The organism is Halomonas faecis (assembly GCF_010993975.1).
Classification (GTDB): Bacteria; Pseudomonadota; Gammaproteobacteria; order Pseudomonadales; family Halomonadaceae; genus Halomonas; species Halomonas faecis.
In genome coordinates this window covers 1-19,114 of record NZ_JAACZO010000015.1, presented here as the reverse complement: position 1 = coordinate 19,114, position 19,114 = coordinate 1, and the positions used below count along the sequence as shown (strand labels likewise).

20 protein-coding genes are annotated in these 19,114 nt (G+C 65.1%); 13 read left to right on the top strand and 7 right to left on the bottom strand.

What is annotated here, in order from left to right; translation table 11 throughout:
• Positions 1–62: 62 nt before the first annotated feature.
• Positions 63–1,703: an FMN-binding glutamate synthase family protein gene (locus GFD32_RS09170; protein WP_163576255.1), complete on the bottom strand. Its 1,641-nt coding sequence runs from the start codon at positions 1,701–1,703 to the stop codon at positions 63–65.
• 55 nt (positions 1,704–1,758) lie between these two features.
• Entirely contained in the window at positions 1,759–2,667 is a 909-nt protein-coding gene (locus GFD32_RS09165) for a LysR family transcriptional regulator (protein ID WP_163576254.1), read from the bottom strand.
• A gap of 163 nt (positions 2,668–2,830) precedes the next feature.
• On the opposite strand from GFD32_RS09165, the gene GFD32_RS09160 reads away from it, so the two are divergent.
• The 7 genes from GFD32_RS09160 (at position 2,831) to GFD32_RS09130 (ending at position 9,960) form a co-directional block, all read left to right on the top strand.
• Positions 2,831–4,336 carry a CoA-acylating methylmalonate-semialdehyde dehydrogenase gene (locus tag GFD32_RS09160; protein ID WP_163576253.1) on the top strand — a complete coding sequence of 502 codons (1,506 nt, stop codon included), beginning with the start codon at positions 2,831–2,833 and terminating at the stop codon, positions 4,334–4,336.
• 156 nt (positions 4,337–4,492) lie between these two features.
• A complete protein-coding gene (locus GFD32_RS09155; protein ID WP_163576252.1) occupies positions 4,493–6,151 on the top strand; it encodes a GMC family oxidoreductase in 1,659 nt (552 codons plus the stop codon).
• A gap of 225 nt (positions 6,152–6,376) precedes the next feature.
• Positions 6,377–6,583, top strand: a complete 207-nt coding sequence (locus GFD32_RS09150) for a cold-shock protein (protein ID WP_089689005.1) — start codon at positions 6,377–6,379, stop codon at positions 6,581–6,583.
• Between the two features lie 157 nt (positions 6,584–6,740).
• Positions 6,741–7,409: an alpha/beta hydrolase gene (locus GFD32_RS09145; protein WP_163576251.1), complete on the top strand. Its 669-nt coding sequence runs from the start codon at positions 6,741–6,743 to the stop codon at positions 7,407–7,409.
• Between the two features lie 4 nt (positions 7,410–7,413).
• Entirely contained in the window at positions 7,414–8,343 is a 930-nt protein-coding gene (locus tag GFD32_RS09140) for a prenyltransferase (RefSeq protein WP_240455592.1), read from the top strand.
• Positions 8,344–8,433: 90 nt separating this feature from the next.
• Positions 8,434–9,636: a tryptophan synthase subunit beta gene (gene trpB, locus GFD32_RS09135; protein ID WP_163576249.1), complete on the top strand. Its 1,203-nt coding sequence runs from the start codon at positions 8,434–8,436 to the stop codon at positions 9,634–9,636.
• Positions 9,637–9,735: 99 nt separating this feature from the next.
• Positions 9,736–9,960, top strand: coding sequence for a hypothetical protein (locus GFD32_RS09130; RefSeq protein WP_089689008.1), 225 nt, complete (start codon positions 9,736–9,738; stop codon positions 9,958–9,960).
• A 42-nt stretch (positions 9,961–10,002) separates the two neighbouring features.
• Here the strand turns inward: GFD32_RS09130 and GFD32_RS09125 are convergent, their stop codons facing one another.
• From GFD32_RS09125 to GFD32_RS09115, 3 genes are all read right to left on the bottom strand, one after another.
• Complete coding sequence (locus GFD32_RS09125; RefSeq protein ID WP_163576248.1) at positions 10,003–11,415, bottom strand: PhoH family protein; 1,413 nt, start codon at positions 11,413–11,415, stop codon at positions 10,003–10,005.
• Between the two features lie 198 nt (positions 11,416–11,613).
• Positions 11,614–12,633, bottom strand: a complete 1,020-nt coding sequence (locus tag GFD32_RS09120) for a patatin-like phospholipase family protein (protein ID WP_163576247.1) — start codon at positions 12,631–12,633, stop codon at positions 11,614–11,616.
• An 85-nt stretch (positions 12,634–12,718) separates the two neighbouring features.
• Entirely contained in the window at positions 12,719–13,177 is a 459-nt protein-coding gene (locus GFD32_RS09115) for an Lrp/AsnC family transcriptional regulator (protein WP_163576246.1), read from the bottom strand.
• Positions 13,178–13,308: 131 nt separating this feature from the next.
• On the opposite strand from GFD32_RS09115, the gene GFD32_RS09110 reads away from it, so the two are divergent.
• From GFD32_RS09110 to GFD32_RS09100, 3 genes are all read left to right on the top strand, one after another.
• Positions 13,309–14,313: a nucleoside recognition domain-containing protein gene (locus GFD32_RS09110; protein ID WP_276208798.1), complete on the top strand. Its 1,005-nt coding sequence runs from the start codon at positions 13,309–13,311 to the stop codon at positions 14,311–14,313.
• Positions 14,314–14,524: 211 nt separating this feature from the next.
• Complete coding sequence (locus GFD32_RS09105; protein ID WP_163576245.1) at positions 14,525–14,905, top strand: CidA/LrgA family protein; 381 nt, start codon at positions 14,525–14,527, stop codon at positions 14,903–14,905.
• Positions 14,902–15,612 (top strand): LrgB family protein, encoded by a 711-nt coding sequence (locus tag GFD32_RS09100; protein ID WP_163576244.1) that lies wholly within the window; start codon positions 14,902–14,904, stop codon positions 15,610–15,612. The genes GFD32_RS09105 and GFD32_RS09100 overlap by 4 nt, the downstream gene beginning before the upstream one ends.
• A gap of 13 nt (positions 15,613–15,625) precedes the next feature.
• On the opposite strand, the gene GFD32_RS09095 is transcribed toward GFD32_RS09100, so the two are convergent.
• Positions 15,626–15,886 carry a hypothetical protein gene (locus GFD32_RS09095; RefSeq protein ID WP_163576243.1) on the bottom strand — a complete coding sequence of 87 codons (261 nt, stop codon included), beginning with the start codon at positions 15,884–15,886 and terminating at the stop codon, positions 15,626–15,628.
• A gap of 430 nt (positions 15,887–16,316) precedes the next feature.
• Here GFD32_RS09095 and GFD32_RS09090 point away from each other — a divergent pair, with 430 nt between their 5' ends.
• Complete coding sequence (locus tag GFD32_RS09090; RefSeq protein ID WP_205599080.1) at positions 16,317–16,562, top strand: nuclease-related domain-containing protein; 246 nt, start codon at positions 16,317–16,319, stop codon at positions 16,560–16,562.
• Positions 16,563–16,698: 136 nt separating this feature from the next.
• Here GFD32_RS09090 and GFD32_RS09085 read toward each other — a convergent pair whose 3' ends face one another.
• Entirely contained in the window at positions 16,699–17,304 is a 606-nt protein-coding gene (locus tag GFD32_RS09085) for a phage integrase N-terminal SAM-like domain-containing protein (RefSeq protein ID WP_163576241.1), read from the bottom strand.
• Positions 17,305–17,612: 308 nt separating this feature from the next.
• Between GFD32_RS09085 and GFD32_RS09080 the strand changes: the two genes are divergently transcribed.
• Together GFD32_RS09080 and GFD32_RS09075 are read left to right on the top strand one after the other, a co-directional pair.
• A complete protein-coding gene (locus tag GFD32_RS09080; RefSeq protein WP_163576240.1) occupies positions 17,613–18,470 on the top strand; it encodes a tyrosine-type recombinase/integrase in 858 nt (285 codons plus the stop codon).
• On the top strand, positions 18,463–19,114 hold a 652-nt coding region (locus GFD32_RS09075; RefSeq protein ID WP_163576239.1), incomplete at its 3' end, for an IS91 family transposase. The genes GFD32_RS09080 and GFD32_RS09075, both read left to right, overlap by 8 nt.

The following is a 19,114-nucleotide window of genomic DNA, read 5'->3' as shown; positions in this document are numbered from 1 at the left end:
CCTTGTACGACACAGCGACTTGCCGGGGCCTTAACGTGGCGTTCATGCTGGGTTCATGTTGACTACACCAGCTTGCTCTCCCGCAGCCGGGCCACCGGCTCGGGCGGGGCGAAGCTGTCGGCGTTGGCGGCTTCCCAGAAATCGCGGAATACGGGGTGCTGGCCGGCGCCCACCTCGAGCAACTCCCCGGGGGCGAGGAAGTCGTGGAGCTCCGCGAAGCTCTTGATCTCGTGGCGCGACACCCGGTGCAGCACGTGCTCCGGGCCTAGCTGGGCGGGGTGCCCAAGGCCGGCGGCGCCCAGCATTTCGCCGAGTGCCGCGATGGTATTGGCGTGGAAGCGCGCCACGCGTTGCGATTTGTCCGCCACGTCGAGTCGGCTGCCGCGTAGGCGGTCCTGGGTGGCCACGCCGCTGGGGCAGCGGTCGGTGTGACAGGTGCGGGCCTGGATGCAGCCGAGAGCGAACATGAAGCCGCGTGCGGCGTTGCACCAGTCGGCACCCAGCGCCATGGCGCGGGCGATGTCGAAGGCGCTGATCAGCTTGCCGGCAGCCGCGACCTTCACGCGGTCGCGCAGCCCAGCGCCCACCAGGGTGTTGTGCACCAGCAGCAGCGCCTCGGTGAGCGGCATGCCCAGGCGATTGATGAACTCCAGCGGCGCGGCGCCGGTGCCGCCTTCGCCGCCGTCCACCACCACGAAGTCCGGGTGCTCGCCCGTTTCGCGCATCGCCTTGACGATGGCGAACCACTCCCAGGGGTGGCCGATGGCCAGCTTGATGCCCACCGGCTTGCCGCCGGAAAGTTCGCGCAGGCGCACGATGAAATCGATCAGCTCGCGCGGCGTGGTGAAGGCCGAGTGGGCCGCGGGTGAAATCACGTCTTCGTCCGGCGGCACGCCTCGAGTGCTGGCGATCTCGGCGGTGACCTTGGCGGCGGGCAGGATGCCGCCGTGCCCCGGCTTGGCACCCTGGGATAGCTTGATCTCCACCATCTTCACCGCGTCCTGCGTGGCATGGTCGCGGAAGCGATTGGGGTCGAAGCGACCGGCTTCGTCGCGGCAGCCGAAATAGGCGGAGCCGATCTCCCATACCAGGTCGCCGCCATGGCGGTGATAGGGGGAGATCGCCCCTTCGCCGGTATCGTGGTAGAAACCGCCGTCTCTGGCGCCCCGGTTGAGCGCGGCGATGGCATTGGGCGAGAGCGCGCCGAAGCTCATCGCCGAAATGTTGAAGACGCTCGCCGAGTAGGGGCGTTCGCGTTCCGCGCCAACGGTGACGCGAAAATCTTCGGAATCGTTGTGCACGGGCGCCAGCGACGGGCTCATCCACTCGTAGCCCGGTGCGGCCATGTCGTGCAGCGAGCCGAAGGGCTGCTTGTCGCTCACGCCCTTGGCGCGCTGGTAGACCAGGCGGCGCTGTTCGCGGGAGAAGGGCACCGCCTCGGTATCCGGCTGGATGAAGTACTGGCGGATCTCGGGGCCGAACGACTCGAGGTTGTAGCGTAGGTGGGCCAGGATGGGGTAGTTGCGGCTCACCGTGCGCCGCCGCTGGAGCAGATCGTAGCTGCCCAGGGCGGCAAGCAGGCCGAAGCCCAGCACGCCCCAACCCCAGAGGGAACTGGCGGCGAGCCCGGCCAGGCTAACGGCCAGCCCCAGCAGGCTGGCCGCGTAGGCGCTGTAACGCAGTGGCAGGGGATGACGAGGCATGGCGCGCTCCTTGCGATGAAACGAGTTGCCATTGCAGGGCTGCCGGGCGTCCCTGTCAATCGTCGTGGTGCCCCCACACGCTGGCCAGCACCTCCAGGGCTTCGGCGATGACGGGTTCTTCGCTGCGGCTGCGTTGCCATACGAAGCACATCGCACAGGGTAGGCGCACGCCTTCGGCGACGGTCAGGCCGCGCTCCTGGCGTTCGGCCATGGCGAGGGCGTCGCGCGCCAGGCTGAGCCCCACGCCGGCACGCACCAGGTCGAGCATGCAGGCTTCCTGGTCCACCTGGGCGACGCCGTGGGGCGTGAGGCCCAGCGGGTCGAGGGCGCCGTGCAGCAGTCGGTGGTGGGCGGAATCGGCAGGCGTGACGATCCACGGCAGGGCGGCGAGGCGGGGCCAATCGGCGCTACCCAGGCGATGGGTCCAACCCGGTGGGGCGATGACGTGGTAGTCGAAGTGGGTCAGCTCGCGATGCGCGATTTCCGTGCCCGCTTCGCCCGGCCCCTCGCCGGGCGGTGCCAGGTAGAAGCCTACATCGAGCTCATTGCGATGCAGACGTTCGAGAACGCTGCCACTCATGCCGTGGGAGAGCTCGGTCTCGAGCTGCGGTGCGCGAGCCACCAGGCCGCGCAGAAAGGCGCCCAGTCGGATGAATTCAGGATCGACGATGGTACCGATGCGCAGGCGCCCGCGCAGGGTACGGTGCAAGGCCCGGGCATTGGACTCGAATGCCGCCACAGCAGCCAGCGCCTTCTCGGCGGCGGGCAGCAGGGCCAGACCGTCGGAGGTGAGTGCGAGCCCCTGAGGACGGCGGCGAAACAGTGCCAACCCCAGGTTTCCCTGCAGCTGCTTGAGCTTGAGGCTGACCGCCGGCTGGGTCAGGTGCAGGCGTTCAGCGGCGCGGGAGACGCTACCTTCGTGGGCGACGGTGACGAAAGCGCGCAGGGTTTGCAGATCGTGCATGGGGATGACTGGTCGGTAAGGATGGGATAGCGCATGATGCCATGTGATATCAGTAAATTTTATATCGTGATTTTGGATTTCTCAATTGCTTCGACGTCCGAGCACGCTAGGCTAGGGCGATAACGTCAAGTCTTCCCATGACGAGCGATACAGGAAACCAACAGTGAACACGATTTCTCATTATATCAACGGCCAGCCCGCCGCCGGTGAATCCGGTCGCACACAAGACGTCTTCAACCCCGCCACCGGGAGCGTTTCCGGCCGGGTGGCGCTCGCCTCGCGCGGCGATGTCGATACCGCCGTGGCGGCAGCAAAGGCTGCCTTTCCGGCCTGGGCCAATACCCCGCCGATTCGCCGTGCCCGGGTGCTGTTCAAGTTCCTGGAGCTCCTCAATTCCCACAAGGACGAACTGGCCGAGGCGATTACCCGCGAGCACGGCAAGGTGTTCACCGACGCTCAGGGCGAGGTGGCACGCGGCATCGACATCGTCGAGTTCGCCTGCGGCGTGCCCCAACTGCTCAAGGGCGACTACACCGAGCAGGTGAGCAGCGGCATCGACAACTGGACGATGCGCCAGCCGCTCGGCGTGGTGGCCGGCATCACGCCCTTCAACTTCCCGGCCATGGTGCCGATGTGGATGTTCCCCGTGGCCATCGCCACCGGCAACACCTTCATCCTCAAGCCGAGCCCCATCGACCCCAGCGCCTCGCTGCTGATCGCCGAATTGCTCGAGCGAGCCGGGCTGCCGGAAGGCGTGTTCAACGTGGTGCAGGGCGACAAGGAGAGCGTCGAGGCACTGATAGAGCATCCCGACGTCCAGGCGCTCTCGTTCGTCGGTTCCACGCCCATCGCCAATCTCATCTATGAGCGCGGGGCGCATCACGGCAAGCGCGTTCAGGCCCTCGGCGGCGCCAAGAACCACATGGTGGTGATGCCCGATGCCAATCTCGACAAGGCCGTGGATGCCCTGGTCGGCGCCGCCTACGGCAGTGCCGGCGAGCGTTGCATGGCGATCAGCGTGGCGGTGCTGGTGGGCGACGTGGCCGACGAGCTCGTGCCGCGGCTGGCCGAGCGTGCCCGTACGCTGAAGGTCAAGAATGGCATGGAGCTCGACGCCGAGATGGGCCCCATCGTCACCGCCCAGGCGCACCAGCGTATCACCGGCTACATCGACAAGGGCGTGGCAGAGGGCGCCGAGCTGGTGGTCGACGGCCGCGACTTCGACGCCGCCACCACCGGCGAGGGCTGCGCCGAGGGCTTCTGGATGGGCGGCACCCTGTTCGACCACGTCACCCCGGAGATGACCGTCTATAAAGAGGAGATCTTCGGTCCAGTGCTGGTCTGCGTGCGGGTACCCGACGTGGTCACCGCCATCGAGCTGATCAACGATCACGAGTTCGGCAACGGCGTGAGCTGCTTCACCGAGAGCGGCAGCGTGGCTCGCGAGTTCGGGCGCCGCATTCAGGTGGGCATGGTGGGCATCAACGTGCCGATTCCGGTGCCCATGGCTTGGCACGGCTTCGGCGGCTGGAAGCGCTCGCTGTTCGGCGACACCCATGCCTACGGTGAGGAGGGCGTGCGCTTCTACACCAAGCAGAAGTCGATCATGCAGCGCTGGTCCGACTTGATCCACGCCGGCGCCGAGTTCGCCATGCCGACCCACAAGTAGGAAAAACCACTTTGCTGCGAGAGGCGCCGGGGACAGCTTGTAGAGGGGGCCGATGCCAGGGATGGCATCGGTAGCGCCCAGGGAAGGGTTCACAGCGCCCCCTCGGAAAGCTGTCGACGGAATCGCCTCGAGCGTAGCTGTCACCGAGAGCACGCCATGGCCGACAAGACACAAGAATTCGACTACATCATCGTGGGCGCCGGCACCGCCGGCTGCCTGCTGGCCAACCGCCTGAGCGCCGATCCCGCCAACCGGGTGCTGTTGATCGAGGCCGGCGGTCGCGACAACTACCACTGGATCCACATTCCGGTGGGCTATCTCTACTGCATCGACAACCCGCGCACCGACTGGCGCTTTCGCACCGAGCCGGATGTCGGCCTCAACGGCCGCTCGTTGATCTACCCCCGCGGCAAGACCCTGGGCGGCTGCTCGAGCATCAACGGCATGCTCTACATTCGCGGCCAGGCCCGCGACTACGACCACTGGGCCGAACTCACCGGCGAGCCCGCCTGGCGCTGGGAGAACTGTCTGCCCGACTTCATGAAGCACGAAGACCACCAGCGTCTGGACGACGGCGGCGATGCCGACGCTGCCCACCGCGACTATCACGGCCACGGCGGCGAGTGGCGAGTGGAGAAGCAGCGCCTCAAGTGGCAGGTGCTCGACGACTTCGCCACCGCCGCCGTGGAAGCGGGCATTCCGCGCACCCGCGACTTCAACCGCGGCGACAACGAGGGCGTCGACTACTTCGAGGTCAACCAGCGCGCGGGCTGGCGCTGGAACACCTCTAAGGCCTTTCTGCGCGGGGTCGAAGCGCGCGGCAATCTCTCCCTGTGGCATTCCACCCAGGTCGAGACGCTCACCTTCGAGACAGGACCGGGAGGCGAGCCGAGATGTACGGGCGTGAAGGTCACGCGCGCCGGCGAGAGCGGGGTGGCCGCCCGAGCCTCCCGTGAGGTGGTCCTTTCCGCCGGGGCCATCGGCTCGCCGCAGCTGTTGCAGCTCTCCGGCATCGGGCCGGCCGAGCTGCTGGCCGAGCACGACATCCCACTGGTCGCGGAGCTTGCCGGCGTCGGCGAGAATCTGCAGGACCACCTGCAGATCCGCTCGGTGTACAAGGTCAAGGGGGCCAAGACGCTCAACACCCTGGCCAACTCGCTGGTCGGCAAGGCCAAGATCGGCCTGGAATACGCGCTGAAGCGTTCAGGGCCGATGAGCATGGCGCCTTCCCAACTGTGCGCCTTCACCCGCAGCAGCGAGGCGTTCGAGCATCCCAACATCGAGTACCACGTCCAGCCGCTGAGCCTGCCGGCCTTCGGTCAGCCGCTGCACGACTTCCCGGCGATCACCGCCAGCGTGTGCAACCTCAACCCCACCAGCCGCGGCACGGTGCGCATCAAGAGTCGCGACCCGCGCCAGGCGCCGGCCATCGTGCCCAACTACCTGAGTACTCCCGAGGACCGCCAGGTGGCGGCGGATTCGCTGCGTGTCACCCGGCGCATTGCCGAGCAGCCCGCCTTCGCCAGGTACCAACCGGAGGAGTTCAAGCCGGGCCTCGAGTACCAGACGGACGACGAGCTGGTACGGCTGGCCGGCGACATCGGCACCACCATCTTTCATCCGGTGGGTACGACGAAGATGGGGCGCGACGACGATCCGCTGGCGGTGGTCGACCCGCACCTGCGGGTGCGGGGCGTGGCCGGGCTGCGTGTGGTGGACGCCGGCGTCATGCCCACCATCACCAGCGGCAACACCAATTCGCCGACGCTGATGATCGCCGAGAAGGCGGGGGGCTGGATCCTGGCCGGCGAATGAGTGCGCGCATCGGCCGGTGGCGTCATTATTTCGTCATCGGATGAAATTAGTGTTTGACCTGTGCCCGTCAAGGGCGCATGCTGCGCGCAGTTGGTTGGCAAGTGGAACATCGCAAGTGGTCATCGAAACGCTCATGGCGTCGATTTCCCGGTGAAAGTTTCTTGTTTTACCCACTGCAACTCGGGTATTTCCCGGCAAATCAAACGCTATTCGAGGAATTCGATCATGGCTACCGGTACCGTCAAGTGGTTCAACGACACTAAAGGCTTTGGCTTCATCTCTCCGGACGAGAGCGGCGACGACCTGTTCGCGCACTTCTCCGAGATTCAGGCCGAAGGCTTCAAGTCCCTGCAGGACGGCCAGAAGGTCTCCTTCGACGTCACCCAGGGCAAGAAAGGCCTGCAGGCGTCCAACATCAAGGTCATCGGCTGAACGCCCTTTGATCTGATGCGACTGCCTCGGCAGTCGGAAAAAGGCCCGCGTAAGCGGGCCTTTTTGCGTTTGGAGGGCGGAGCCACGCATGGCATGGTCGCCGCGTTCGGACGATTGCGGTAGGGTGACGGCTTTCCCGCGACTGCGAGACGTCATCATGAGCCAACCCGATGAGCTGATCATCGAACCCCGGAACGGCGAACCTGCCGACGCCTGCGTATTCATTCTTCACGGACTGGGCGCCGACGGCCACGACTTCGAACCGCTGGTACCGGCTCTCGAGCTGCCCCGCGACGCCAGCGTGCGCTTCATCCTGCCTCATGCACAGCGCCTGCCTGTGACCATCAACGGCGGCATGGTCATGCCGGCGTGGTACGACATTCTCGAAATGAGCCTCGACCGCCGCGTCGACGAGCCGCAGCTGCGCGAATCCGTCGCGCGTATCCAGGCGCTGGTGCGCGAGCAGATATCCCACGGCATCGACGGCCGGCGCATCATCCTGGCCGGCTTCTCCCAAGGTGGCGCGGTGGCCTACGAGGCGGCGCTCTCCTTCGAGGAGCCGCTGGGCGGCCTGCTGGCCATGTCCACCTACTTCGCTACCGCCGATTCCATCCAGCTCGCCGCAGCCAACCGTGGGCTGCCCATCGAGGTGCACCACGGCAGCTTCGACCCGGTGGTGCCCGAGGCCCTGGGCAAGGCCGGCTACGAGCAGGTGAAGGCGCTGGGGCATCCGGCTACCTATCGCCAGTATCCCATGGCCCATGCCGTCTGCCCGCAGCAGGTGGCCGACATCGGGCGGTGGCTCTCCGAACGCTTGGAACGCTAGGGCAGTGGCCCGTTGGTTGGCGGGGCGTCACCTGGTCGCCTGCTGGCGCTGCGCGCGTCCGCCTTTCCTGTTGCTGGCGCCGCTGTGCGTTGGCCTGGCGGTGACCGCGGCCTGGGTCGATGGGTACGCCCCGGCTGCCGTGGACATCGGCTGGGTGCTGCTGGCCGCCGTGCTGGCTCATGCGGCGGTGAATCTCTTCAACGAGCACCATGACTTCGCGAGCGGTCTGGACCGACAGACCCAGCGTACGCCCTTCTCCGGCGGCAGCGGTACGCTGATCGAGCGGCCCGAGGCCGCCAATGCCGTGCTTCTGGCGGCACGCCTCTGCCTGGCAGCGGTGGTGGCCATCGGTAGCTGGTTCGTATGGCACGCCGGGCCGGCACTGCTGCTGTATGGCCTGTTCGGGGTGGGGTTGGTGCTGGCCTATACTGGCTGGCTGACCCGCCGCCCCTGGCTCTGCCTGCTGGCGCCCGGCGTCGGTTTCGGTACCCTGATGGTGGTGGGCGCTTACCAGGCGCTGACCGGTGGCGTCTCGGCCACGGCGCTGGCCGCCTCCCAGGCGCCCACCCTGTTGGCCAGTGCCTTGCTGCTGGCCAATCAACTGCCGGACATCGAGGCGGACCGCAGCGTCGGGCGCTACCATCTGGCCATCGCCTTGGGTATCACTCGCGCGGCACGCTGGGTGGCGGTCCTGGTGCTGGCCGCCTTTTTGTCGATCCCGCCGTTCGTCGCCGCCGGATGGCTGCCGGTCGAAACCTGGCTGATGTGGCTCGTGCTGCCCGCCGCGCTGTGGCTGGCATGGCGGCTATGGCGGTTGCCGTCGCTCACCCGGACAAGCGACGTCTCGCGGCTCGCTCCGCTGCTGGGCCTCAATGTGGCCGTGTTGCTGACGAGTCTGGCGCTGCTCAATCTGGGACTCTGGCTCGCCTCCTGAACGCGTCCAAGGTCGTCTCGACAGCGACGCGGTGGCGGGGCAGGATATCGGAACCCATTTTTTCACCTATCGCCTGTCAGGATCGCCAACATGAGTGAGTCGCCCTTTGCCAACCTGCCCGATGCCCAGGGGTTCTTCGGTCGTTTCGGGGGCCAGCACATTCCGCCCGAGCTCAAGCGGATCATGGACGAGATCGATGCCGCCTACGAGGAGATCCGCGTCCGCGAGGATTTCCAGACCGAGCTGGCCGATCTGTTCGCCGATTACGTGGGCCGGCCCAGCCCGATCTTCCACGCCCGGCGGCTTTCCGAAAAGCTCGGCGGCGCGCAGATCCACCTCAAGCGCGAAGACCTCAATCACACCGGGGCGCACAAGATAAACCACTGCCTGGGCGAGGCGCTGCTCGCCAAGTTCATGGGCAAGACCAAGGTGATCGCCGAGACCGGAGCGGGCCAGCACGGCGTGGCGCTGGCCACCGCCTGCGCCCTGGTCGGCATTCCCTGCGAGATTCACATGGGGCAGGTGGACATCGAGAAAGAGCATCCCAACGTCACCAAGATGAAAATTCTGGGGGCGACGCTCATTCCGGTGACCCGCGGCACCGCCACCCTCAAGGACGCCGTGGACAGCGCCTTCGAGGAGTACCTGAAGGATCCGCAGCACTTCATCTACGCCATCGGCTCGGTGGTGGGCCCGCACCCCTTTCCCAAGATGGTGCGCGACTTCCAGTCGATCATCGGCCGCGAAGCGCGCAGTCAGTTCCTCGAACGCCACGGCCGGCTGCCCGACCACGTGACCGCCTGCGTGGGCGGCGGCTCCAATGCCATCGGTATGTTCACCGCCTTTCTCGACGATGCGGACGTGCACCTGGTCGGCGTGGAGCCGGCCGGCGAGGGGCTCGACACGCCGCGCCATTCGGCGACCCTGACGCTGGGCAAACCCGGCGAGATCCACGGCATGGCGTGCTACGTGCTGGAAGACGAGGCCGGCAACCCGATGGCGGTGCACTCCATCGCCTCGGGGCTCGATTACCCCGGCGTGGGGCCGCAGCACAGCTACCTCAAGGAGAGTGGGCGGGTCGACTACCAGACGGCCACCGACGACGAGTGTCTGGACGCCTTTCTGACGCTCTCCCGCGTGGAGGGCATCATTCCTGCCCTGGAAAGCGCCCACGCCGTGGCCTGGGCGATGCGCGTGGCGCCGAGCCTGCCGGCTGACCAGCACATTCTGGTCAATCTCTCCGGGCGCGGCGACAAGGATGCCGATTACGTCGCCGACAAGCTGGGACTTTGAGCCGAGGATGGGGGCGCGACGTCGTGGCCTTGAGTCCGTTGTCGGGCACCCCAAGGTCTAACCTTGTCGATTCATTCGCCGCACGAGGAGAGAGTGACCATGAACGATCTGTCCGAGGAGTTGCGTCTGCCGGTGGCATGCCCGAGCTGCGGCAGCCATCTGTTTCGCGCCTCGCAGGTGCACAACCCCGACGACAAGGTGTTCTGCGCCTCCTGCAAGCGCTATCTGTGCCTCTACTCCGAAGCCAAGGAACTGCTGCGGCTGGGGCCGGGTGACGAGCGCGAAGCGCTGATCGAGCACGTCGTCAACCGCCCGGCGAAGTGACGAGGCGCCTTCCCGGGCGACGGAGCCGCCCGGGAGCGGCTTTTACAGCAGTTCCTCGCCGGCCAGTGCCAGCCGCGAGCGCTCGACGCTTCTCAGCGTGACGTGGCCGGCGTGGGGCCAGTCGCGGAAGCGCTGGACCACCGCGGCCATGCCGCAGGTGTTGGCGGTGAGATAGGGCGTGTCGATCTGCCCCACGTTGCCTAGGCAGACGATCTTGGTGTTGCGGCCGGCGCGGGTCACCAGCGACTTGATCTGCTTGGGCGTGAAGTTCTGCACCTCGTCGATGATCAGGAAGGTGTCGTTGAGGGTGCGTCCGCGCATGAAGCCGGGGGCGCGGATCTGCACCCGCGAGCCGAGCAGCTGACGCGTGGCACCGTTGTCCCAGCTGGTTTCGCCGCTCTCGTCGCGCAGCAGGTTGTCCATGTTGTCGTGGAAGGCGCCCATCCACGGCGACATCTTCTCCTCCTCCGTGCCCGGCAGATAGCCGATGTCTTCGCCCATGGAGATCGGTGCCCGAGTGAAGACGATGCGCTCGAAGCGCTTGCTGTCGAGGGTCTGCTGGAAGGCCGCGGCCAGCGTCATGAAGGTCTTGCCGGTGCCGGCGCTGCCGGCGATGGTCACCAGGTCGATGTCGTCGTCCATCAGCAGGTTGAGGGCGAAGTTCTGGCGGCTGTCGTGAGCGTGCACGCCCCACACCCCGGCCTTGTGGCGATAGTTGGTGAGCAGCTCGAGGCGCGCTCGCTGCGGCTCCACCTCGCGCACGATGGCCTCGAAGCTTGCGCCGTTCTCGCTGTCCGACACCAGCATGCCCAGATGCCAGTCGGCGGGAATGGGGCCCTCCAACTGATAGAAGGTGTGATGCTCGACGCGCTCCACGGCGACGTCGACGTCGAGCTCGGCCCAGGGACCGTCGCCACCGGCCGACGATGGAGTGGCGATGTGCACGCCGTCGGGCATGGCGTCGCTGTCGCTGAAGGCGCGGTCAGTGAGGTAGTCCTCCACCGGCACGCGCAGCGCGGCGGCCTTGACGCGCAGGTTGATGTCCTTGGAGACCAGGATCACCGAGGCATCGGGGCGTTCCTCGCGCAGCCGGCAGGTCTCGGCGAGCAGGCGGTTGTCGGGGCTCTCCTCTAGGTGTTCCAGGGGCTTGAGTTCGGGATAGCAGAGAAAGCGCAGGCGGCCCTGGGTGGTGCCGCCGGCACGAGGAATGGGAATGCCTTGCTGGATCTCGTCGAAGGAGACCTCGTTGGTCAGGTCGGAGAGGGTACGGCTGACCTGGCGCGCGGTGCGGGCGATCTCGCGCAGGCCGTTCTTGTGCTTGTCGAGTTCCTCGAGAACGGTCATCGGAATGACCACCTCGTGTTCCTCGAACTGGTAGAGGGCAGCGGGGTCGTGGATCAGGACGTTGGTGTCCAGCACGTAGAGCCGCTTGGCTTTCTTGTCGAGTCGTACCATCGAATCGTGCTCCCAGGTTGACGGCACCTTCGACACTGGCACTGACACCTTACCGTCATATGACAGCCCGGCTTGCCGGCCAGTGTCACTTGCTTACGACGATTCCCTCCCATCGGCGTCGTGGTCACATTCGTTATGACAGCATCATGTCGCTTGCGCTGCGTTATTTCCGTCCAAGGCTTCAACGCTGGAGGGCGCTCAGTGCAGGTAGACGCTCTCCACGTCCAACGTCGAGCGGTTTTGCAGGTCATCGAAGTGCGCTTCGAGCCACGCCTCGGCCGACTCGCGGCCGCGGTCGCGCAGGTGGCACAGGAAGGGCCATTCGGCGTTGAGCTTGCTCGATACCGAGAGATCGGCCAGCGCTTCGTCGGCGCTGATGCGATGAAAGAGCGCATCGCGATAGCCGGGCAGAGGGATGTCGTGTTCCTCCGCCAGCTTCTGCAGCATGGCCACCAGCCGCACTTCCTTGATCAGCGAGGCATTGAAGGTGATCTCGTTCAAGCGGTTGAGGATGTCCGAGGCGGTGGTGGGCAGCTCGCGACGCATGAGCGGGTTGATCTGCACCAGCACGATGTCGCGGGCGCTGCACGCTTCCATGAGCGGGAGCAGTGCCGGGTTGCCCATGTAGCCGCCGTCCCAGTAGGGCTCGCCTTCGATCTCCACGGCCTGGAACACGAAGGGCAGGCAGGCCGAGGCCATCACGGCATCCACGCTCATCTCCTCGCGGGAGAAGACGCGCTGCTTGCCGCTGTGCACGTTGGTGGCGGTGACGAACAGCTTCAACGACCGGCAGGCGCGTACCCGTTCGAAATCGACATGGTCGGCCACCACCTGGCGCAGCGGATTCACGTTGAGCGGGTTGAACTGATAGGGCGACACCAGCCGGCTCATCAGATCCAGAGCGATATAGCCCGGCGAATGGTCGAGGCTCCAGTTGCCGAGCCACACGTCCAGCGGGCTGCGGCGAATGGGGCTGGCCATGCCGGCACGGCTCACTGCGGCCCAGAAATCGTGCAGTGCCGAGCGTGCCGTGGTCTCGTCGCCGCGCACCAGCGCATCGGCGATCACCACGGCGTTCATCGCCCCGGCGCTGGTGCCGCTGATGCCCTCGATCTCGATGCGCGGCTCTTCCAGCAGCCGGTCCAGCACGCCCCAGGTGAAGGCCCCATGGGCGCCGCCGCCCTGCAGGGCCAGGTCGATGCGCTTGGTGTCGGTCATCGTCGAGGCGTTCTCCCGGTGCTGTTGTGCGATGCAGTAGGCCCGAGCATAGCGCAGCTCAACGCGTTCTGGCCAAGAGGATGCGCTAGACGCCTAACGGCAAGCGCGTCTCGAACTTGTTGCGCTTGCGGGAGATCAGCGTGCGGAACTTGTGCACGGCGTCTCCGGCATAGAGCACGCTGTCGCAGAAGCGGTCATAGCTCTGCATGTCGGCTACGTTCACGATCAGCACGAAATCGACTTCCCCCGTGACCTGGTAGCATTGGGTGACTTCGGGCGCCGCTTCCACCCGCCGGATGAAATCGCGATAGAGGGGCTTGTCGTCTCGCACCATGGTGACTTCCACCACCATGTGCAGGCTCGCCCCCAACGCATCGGCCGCCACGAGCGCCACCTCGCGCTGAATGACGCCGCTTTCCTTCAAGCGGCGCACACGCTTGAGGCATGCCGACGGGGAGAGCCCGACCCGTGCTGCCAGATCCTGGTTGGTCAGGCTGGCATCGTTCTGTAGCTGGTCGAGGATCCTCAGGTCGAGTCTGTCCATGGTGCAGGAAATTTCCCCCAGGTCGTGCAAAAGAGCTCATTCTTCACGTTCAGCCTCGAGAACGCCATCGCCTTGTTCGGTACATGCGTAAAGTAAGGCTTTCTTTCCCCATCTTCGCACGAGGACCCGTCATGGCAGATTATCTTCGCGAGCGCATCATGTGGCCGGCAATGCGGCTGGGCCGCCAAGCCTGGGCCGTCTACCTGACCCTGCTCAAGGTGATGGTGCCGGCGCTGCTGGTCGTCAAGGCGCTCGAGATGTTGGGCATGACCGAGTTGCTGGGCCAGTGGCTGTCGCCATTGATGACCCCTTTGGGATTGCCCGAACCGCTGAGCGTGGTGTGGGCCGCCACGCTGATGACCAACATCTATACCGGCCTGGTGATCTTCTTCGACGTCACGCGGGAAACGCCGCTGACCGTGGCCCAGGTCACGGTGCTGGGAGCGCTGATGGCGGTGGGACATTCACTGCCGGTGGAGGGTGCGGTGGCGCGCCTAGCCGGCGTGCCCTGGTGGCTGACCGTGCTGCTGCGCGTCGGCGGGGCCTGGCTGCTTGGCTGGCTGCTGCATCTGAGCTACTCGCTGGGTGGCTGGTTTCAGCACGCCAATCATGTGGTTTGGAAGCCTTCGGCCCAGGAAGCGACGCTGGTAGCCTGGCTGCAGGGGCAGGCGGTGACGCTTGCGACCATCTTCGTGGTGATACTGGCGCTGATGACACTGCTCAAGCTGCTGCACTGGCTGGGCGTCGAACGGCTGATTCACAAGCTGCTCTATCCCTTGTTGCGCTTGCTGGGCATCGGTCCGGCAGGCGCCAACATCACCGTGATCGGCATGACTCTGGGGCTCACCTTCGGCGCCGGTTTGCTGCTCCGCGAGGCGCACTCGGGTCGCCTGACCCCGCGCGACATCGTGCTCACGCTCTGCTTTCTCGGCCTGTGCCACAGCCTGATCGAGGATACCCTGCTGATCCTGCTGATGGGGGCGGATCTCTCCGGCCTACTGTGGGCCCGGCTGGGCTTCGCGCTGGCCGTCATCGCCTTGCTGGCCAGGCTGCCTTGGCTGCGTCGTGCGCAGATGCCGGCGTGGATGTTCGCCTCGCGGGCGGTGACGGGCAGCCATTCGCGCAGCGAAGGGTAGGGGCAACGTCCCGCCGTCCATGAATCGGGTGCTGTCGGGTAGGTGAACGCTGACTGGGGCGGCGAACAGCGCGGTAACGGGCTGGGGAAGACCCAGCGCATCCACGCGCAATCACTAGCGTGATAACCTTTTCACCCATGCACTTGTCCTGGCTGCCTGATCCTCCGGACGGCACGAGCGGACACACCTTCCTGAGCCGAATGGAGCGGGCATGAAGCTGTTACGTGGTTTTCTGTGGCTGCTAGTCTTCCAACTGCTCGGTCACGTTGCGGTCGAACTGCTCGCACTGCCGGTTTCCCACTCCATGGCGGGGCTGCTGTTGCTGCTAGCCTGGCTGCTGGTAAAACGGCACTTGGACGAGAGCGTGGCCACGGCGAGCCAGGCGCTGATACCGCTGCTCGCCATGCTGATCATGCCCGGGGTGGTGGGCGTGTTCTTCGTGGCCGACGAGTTCGCCGGGCACTGGACGGCGATCGTGCTGGCCCTGGTGCTGGGCACCTTCCTCAGCGTGTTGACTACGTTATGGTTGATGCGGCGTTTCATGCCCAGCGACGCCGCTGCTGGGGCCGAGGAAGGGAATCGTCAGGCATGAACGAACTCCACGCTTCCTTGTTGAACACCCCGGTACTCGCCGTTGCGCTGACCCTGGCGGCCTACCTTGGCGGCATGCACCTGTTCGAACGGCTCGGCCGGCCAAGCTGGTGCCCGGCGGTGCTGATCGGCGCCGTGCTGACGGCGGCAAGCCTGTGGCTGCTGCGCTTCGATTATGCCGACTATCAGCGCAACGTGGCCTGGCTGACTTTCCTGCTGGGCCCCGCGACCGTGGCGCTGGCGGTACCGCTCTACCAGCAGCGTCAGCACATCTTCGCCCTGTGGAAGCCGATCCTGTGCTGCCTGCCGCTGGCCGCCATGCTGGCCGCGTTCTACGCCGTCTTGATCGCCTGGTTGCTGGGGGCGCCACCGGTGGTGTTTGCCTCGCTGGCGCCGAAATCGGTCACCGCGCCCCTGGCCATGGGCATTCAGGAGCAGATTGGCGGTTCCCTTTCGCTGATGCTGGGCGGGCTGCTCATGACCGGTGTGCTGACCACCATTTGCGTCTCGCTGCTGGCCCGCGTGCTCAAGGTCACCGATCCGCGCATTCTCGGTTTCGCACTGGGCGTGAACGGCCACGCCATCGGCATCATTCGTGCCTTCGAGCTTGGCCCCACCGCCGGCGCCTTCGCTTCGCTGGGCATGAGCCTGACCGGCGTGTTCAGCGCAGCGTTCCTGCCGTTGGCATGGCGGCTGATGGGTTTGTGAGCGCTCGCTGGTATCAGCGCGATGCATTGCTATCCGGGGGCGCTGAGCTTCCATCGCCATTGCCATCGGTCAGGAAGTGCTTTGCCACCTGGCCACACACCCAGAAAATTGCGGCCAGAATGATGAAGAACAGGCTGCCCGAGGCCAGATCCCAAGTGAAAGCCTCCTCTCGGGTCACGATCAGATAGACCAAGCCGGCCACCAGAGCAAAAATCATGACGATGGCCCCTCCGGAAAAGAGGAAGTACAGTGCTATAGCAAGCTTATTCCGCATAACCCTCTCCTTGACTGCTTGGAGGCATTCCTCAGCATAGCTCATGCCGCTAAACCACGCGGGGTATGAGCCCGATGGGCATCTTCAATGGCGTGTTTCTGTCGATGGACTGGCGGCTGCGGGGTTGGTGAGCACTTGCACTTCGGTATGTGTATCGAGCTCGAGTGCTACAGTGCCTTTGTCATCGGGTTGGGAGGCATGCTGGTCTTGCCCAACCGCTAGTGATGAGCGATTCGTCGTGGCGGACGGTACGGCGATCGCCGAAAGCGCCATGTAAGTCATGGCTTACATCGTGTCAGCCTGTGCCTACGCTGGCACGACCAAGGTCAAAATTCAGGCTCGTTACGTAGATTTACAGGAATTAAGGCGTTAGCGTTGGGCCAAGCGGGCTGAATCAATGGCCCTGCGCCCGACAAGAGCGAGATGCGCCTTGGAGTACACTTCGATCATTTTTGACGCCGTTCGCCCGCTGTGGTGGGTACTCCCCATCATCGTGCTTCTCGGCATCTTCAAGTCTCGCTGGTTCAAGGGCCTGTTCGGCGAAGCCTTCGTCAAGCTGATCGCCAGGCTGCGGCTGCCGGCGAATGAGTACCGTGCCATTCACAACGTCACGCTTGCCGTACCCGACGGCACCACCCAGATCGACCACGTGCTGGTCTCCCGCTACGGCATTTGAGAATGCCGGCAACCGACTCTGGGGATGCTCGGCCTATCCCAAGTGCCGGGAGGTGCAGGATGCGGCGTAGGGCTGGATATCGGGCTCAAGATGCCGCTGCACGTGCCGATGGTTTATTTGGCAAGCCTAATGTGAATCAGTGCTTTGGGTCGGATTTTAACATCGTTCGGTGAAGGCATGCCGGCGGCCTGTAACCGTCATGTAGGGGGCCGGTGAACGGCATCCCCTGGCGGTAGCGTGCCTGAACACCAAGGCGTTCCTTTTCCCGGAGGGCTACGCACGCCGGCAAAGCCCTTGCCCACACATGCTTATAGATCTGAGTGGTTTCCACGCTCTTGTGCCCCAGCAATTCCTGAACGGTGCGGATATCCGTTCCCTGGCTCAGCACACCCATCACTTCCTCGTGGGATAGCCCCACTGGCAACCGGCGTGGGCGCTTGGCGCGTGAGAATTCACCGATCTCTCCCAAGGGCTGCTCGAGAACATGGCGATAGAGGAAGGCGATAGCATTCAGCGCCTGGTTCTGCGTGGCGGCTGCCACTTGGCGTTCCACCGCAAGGTACTCCAGGAAGGCACGCACCTCGGAGCTTCCCATGCTGGCAGGATGGCGCACGCCATGGAAGCGAATGAAGTAGCGTATCCAGTAGCAGTAGGTTTTCTCGGTACGCGGGCTGTAGCGCTTCACCCGCATGGTAGCCTTCACACGGTCCATCAGCTTTGGCGGTCTGGTGCGCGTATCCATACGGCAGCTCCCTCTTGATATGGATATGCATACAGTATTATTGGTTCCGGCAAAACGCGCAAGCGCGCGAATTCTGCATAGGTGGCCGAGCTATAATTAGGTTCTAGAGAAATCAATGAGTTGGAGGAAATGAAGCGCGTCGGATAATATTGTTGAACGCGCAGGATGTTCATTCAATATCAGGACGCACAGTCCAATCACTGTTGAACTAAACCGCTTCGCGGTAGCTGTCGTCGAATCCTGTCTTTTGCGTCATCGAACCACACTGTTCATTGACCTACGTGGGTCAGAGACCAGGAGTGACGACGATGACTGCCTTACGACAGACGATGATCGAGGCCATGCGGCAGCATGGTTTCGCACCACGCACCCTCACTACGTACCTGGCGGTGATCACCGACCTGGCGCGCTATTTCCACCGCCCGCCGGATACCTTGAGCAGCGACGATCTGCAACGCTTCTTCCATCATCTGGTCCAGGAGCGCGGCTTGTCCGCCGCCAGCTGCCGCGTCTACTTGCACGGCGTGCGGTTTCTCTATTTGCAGGTGTTGCACTGGCCGTCGGTGGACGTATCGCCGGTGGTGCCGAAGACGCCGCAGCGGATTCCGGAACTGCTGACGCGCGACGAGGTGAGGCGGATTCTGGCGGCGTGCCACAACGCCAAGCATCGCATGATGCTCGAACTGTGCTATGGCTGCGGACTGCGCGTGAGCGAAGTCTGCCACCTGCGGGTCAGCGACATCGACAGCCAGCGCGGCCAGCTGCGTGTCGCGCAGGGCAAGGGTGCCAAAGACCGTATGGTGCTGTTAACGGCGACCCTGCTCGATCGCTTGCGCGATTACTGGCGCGCCTATCGACCGCGAACCTGGCTGTTTCCGAGCGCCCAATTCCCGGAGCGTGCGCTGCATCTGAGTGCGCCACAGAGGGCCTTTACCCGGGCCAAGCGCCTGGCCGGTGTCGAGCGGGTCGGTGGCATCCACAGCCTGCGCCATGCCTACGCCACGCATGCCCTGGAACAGGGCCTGCCCGTGCATCAGCTCCAGCGGCTGCTGGGCCATCGCAGCCTCCAGTCGACGATGCGTTATCTGCACTGGTTGCCGGGCCAGCAGGGGGCGCTTCAGGGCCCTATCGATCTGGTGGCCGGCTTGGAGGTGGGGCATGCCTGAGACCGCCACCCTCCAACAGGCCCTGGGGCGCTTTCTTGATCCGGCCGGCCTGGATCGCCAGCGCCGACGGGTATGCCACCACCTGCTGGCGTGTCGTACCGAGGCGATGGGCGGGATGCTCCTGCAGTGTACGGACTGCGACCACACCCAGCCGCACTACTTCGGCTGTCGTGATCGCCATTGCCCGCAGTGCCAGGGCCGCGCCATGCACCAGTGGGCCGAGCGGCAACAGGCGACCCTTCTGCCGGTGCGCTATTACCATGTCGTGTTCACGCTGCCCCACCGCCTCAACGGCTGGGTTCAGCTGCATCCCGAGGTGATCCACCGACTGCTGTTCCAGAGCGCCTGGCAGGCGCTGCGTGCCTTCGGTCGCGATCCCAAACGCCTCGGCGGCAACATGGGCATGAGTGCCGTGCTCCATACCTGGGGCCAGACTCTGAGCCAGCATGTGCACCTGCACTGTCTGGTTCCCGGTGGCGCGCTGGACGACGATGGTCGCTGGCATGGGGCGCGTGGCCACTACCTGTTCCCGGTGCGGGCCCTGTCGCGCCACTATCGTGGGTATATGGTCAGTGCTCTGCGCCAGGCCGCCACTGCGGGTGAACTCCACCGGGTCACTCGGCCCGGTGACGTCGATGACCAGC

Excerpts from the sequence above, each read along its gene's own strand:
- trpB (WP_163576249.1), top strand. The coding sequence starts at position 8,434 with ATGAGTGAGTCGCCCTTTGCCAACCTGCCCGATGCCCAGGGGTTCTTC.
- GFD32_RS09085 (WP_163576241.1), bottom strand. The coding sequence starts at position 17,304 with ATGGATACGCGCACCAGACCGCCAAAGCTGATGGACCGTGTGAAGGCT.
- GFD32_RS09100 (WP_163576244.1), top strand. The coding sequence starts at position 14,902 with ATGAACGAACTCCACGCTTCCTTGTTGAACACCCCGGTACTCGCCGTT.
- GFD32_RS09115 (WP_163576246.1), bottom strand. The coding sequence starts at position 13,177 with ATGGACAGACTCGACCTGAGGATCCTCGACCAGCTACAGAACGATGCC.
- GFD32_RS09110 (WP_276208798.1), top strand. The coding sequence starts at position 13,309 with ATGGCAGATTATCTTCGCGAGCGCATCATGTGGCCGGCAATGCGGCTG.
- GFD32_RS09165 (WP_163576254.1), bottom strand. The coding sequence starts at position 2,667 with ATGCACGATCTGCAAACCCTGCGCGCTTTCGTCACCGTCGCCCACGAA.
- GFD32_RS09105 (WP_163576245.1), top strand. The coding sequence starts at position 14,525 with ATGAAGCTGTTACGTGGTTTTCTGTGGCTGCTAGTCTTCCAACTGCTC.
- GFD32_RS09095 (WP_163576243.1), bottom strand. The coding sequence starts at position 15,886 with ATGCGGAATAAGCTTGCTATAGCACTGTACTTCCTCTTTTCCGGAGGG.
- GFD32_RS09170 (WP_163576255.1), bottom strand. The coding sequence starts at position 1,703 with ATGCCTCGTCATCCCCTGCCACTGCGTTACAGCGCCTACGCGGCCAGC.
- GFD32_RS09150 (WP_089689005.1), top strand. The coding sequence starts at position 6,377 with ATGGCTACCGGTACCGTCAAGTGGTTCAACGACACTAAAGGCTTTGGC.
- GFD32_RS09120 (WP_163576247.1), bottom strand. The coding sequence starts at position 12,633 with ATGACCGACACCAAGCGCATCGACCTGGCCCTGCAGGGCGGCGGCGCC.
- GFD32_RS09145 (WP_163576251.1), top strand. The coding sequence starts at position 6,741 with ATGAGCCAACCCGATGAGCTGATCATCGAACCCCGGAACGGCGAACCT.
- GFD32_RS09125 (WP_163576248.1), bottom strand. The coding sequence starts at position 11,415 with ATGGTACGACTCGACAAGAAAGCCAAGCGGCTCTACGTGCTGGACACC.
- GFD32_RS09080 (WP_163576240.1), top strand. The coding sequence starts at position 17,613 with ATGACTGCCTTACGACAGACGATGATCGAGGCCATGCGGCAGCATGGT.
- GFD32_RS09155 (WP_163576252.1), top strand. The coding sequence starts at position 4,493 with ATGGCCGACAAGACACAAGAATTCGACTACATCATCGTGGGCGCCGGC.
- GFD32_RS09130 (WP_089689008.1), top strand. The coding sequence starts at position 9,736 with ATGAACGATCTGTCCGAGGAGTTGCGTCTGCCGGTGGCATGCCCGAGC.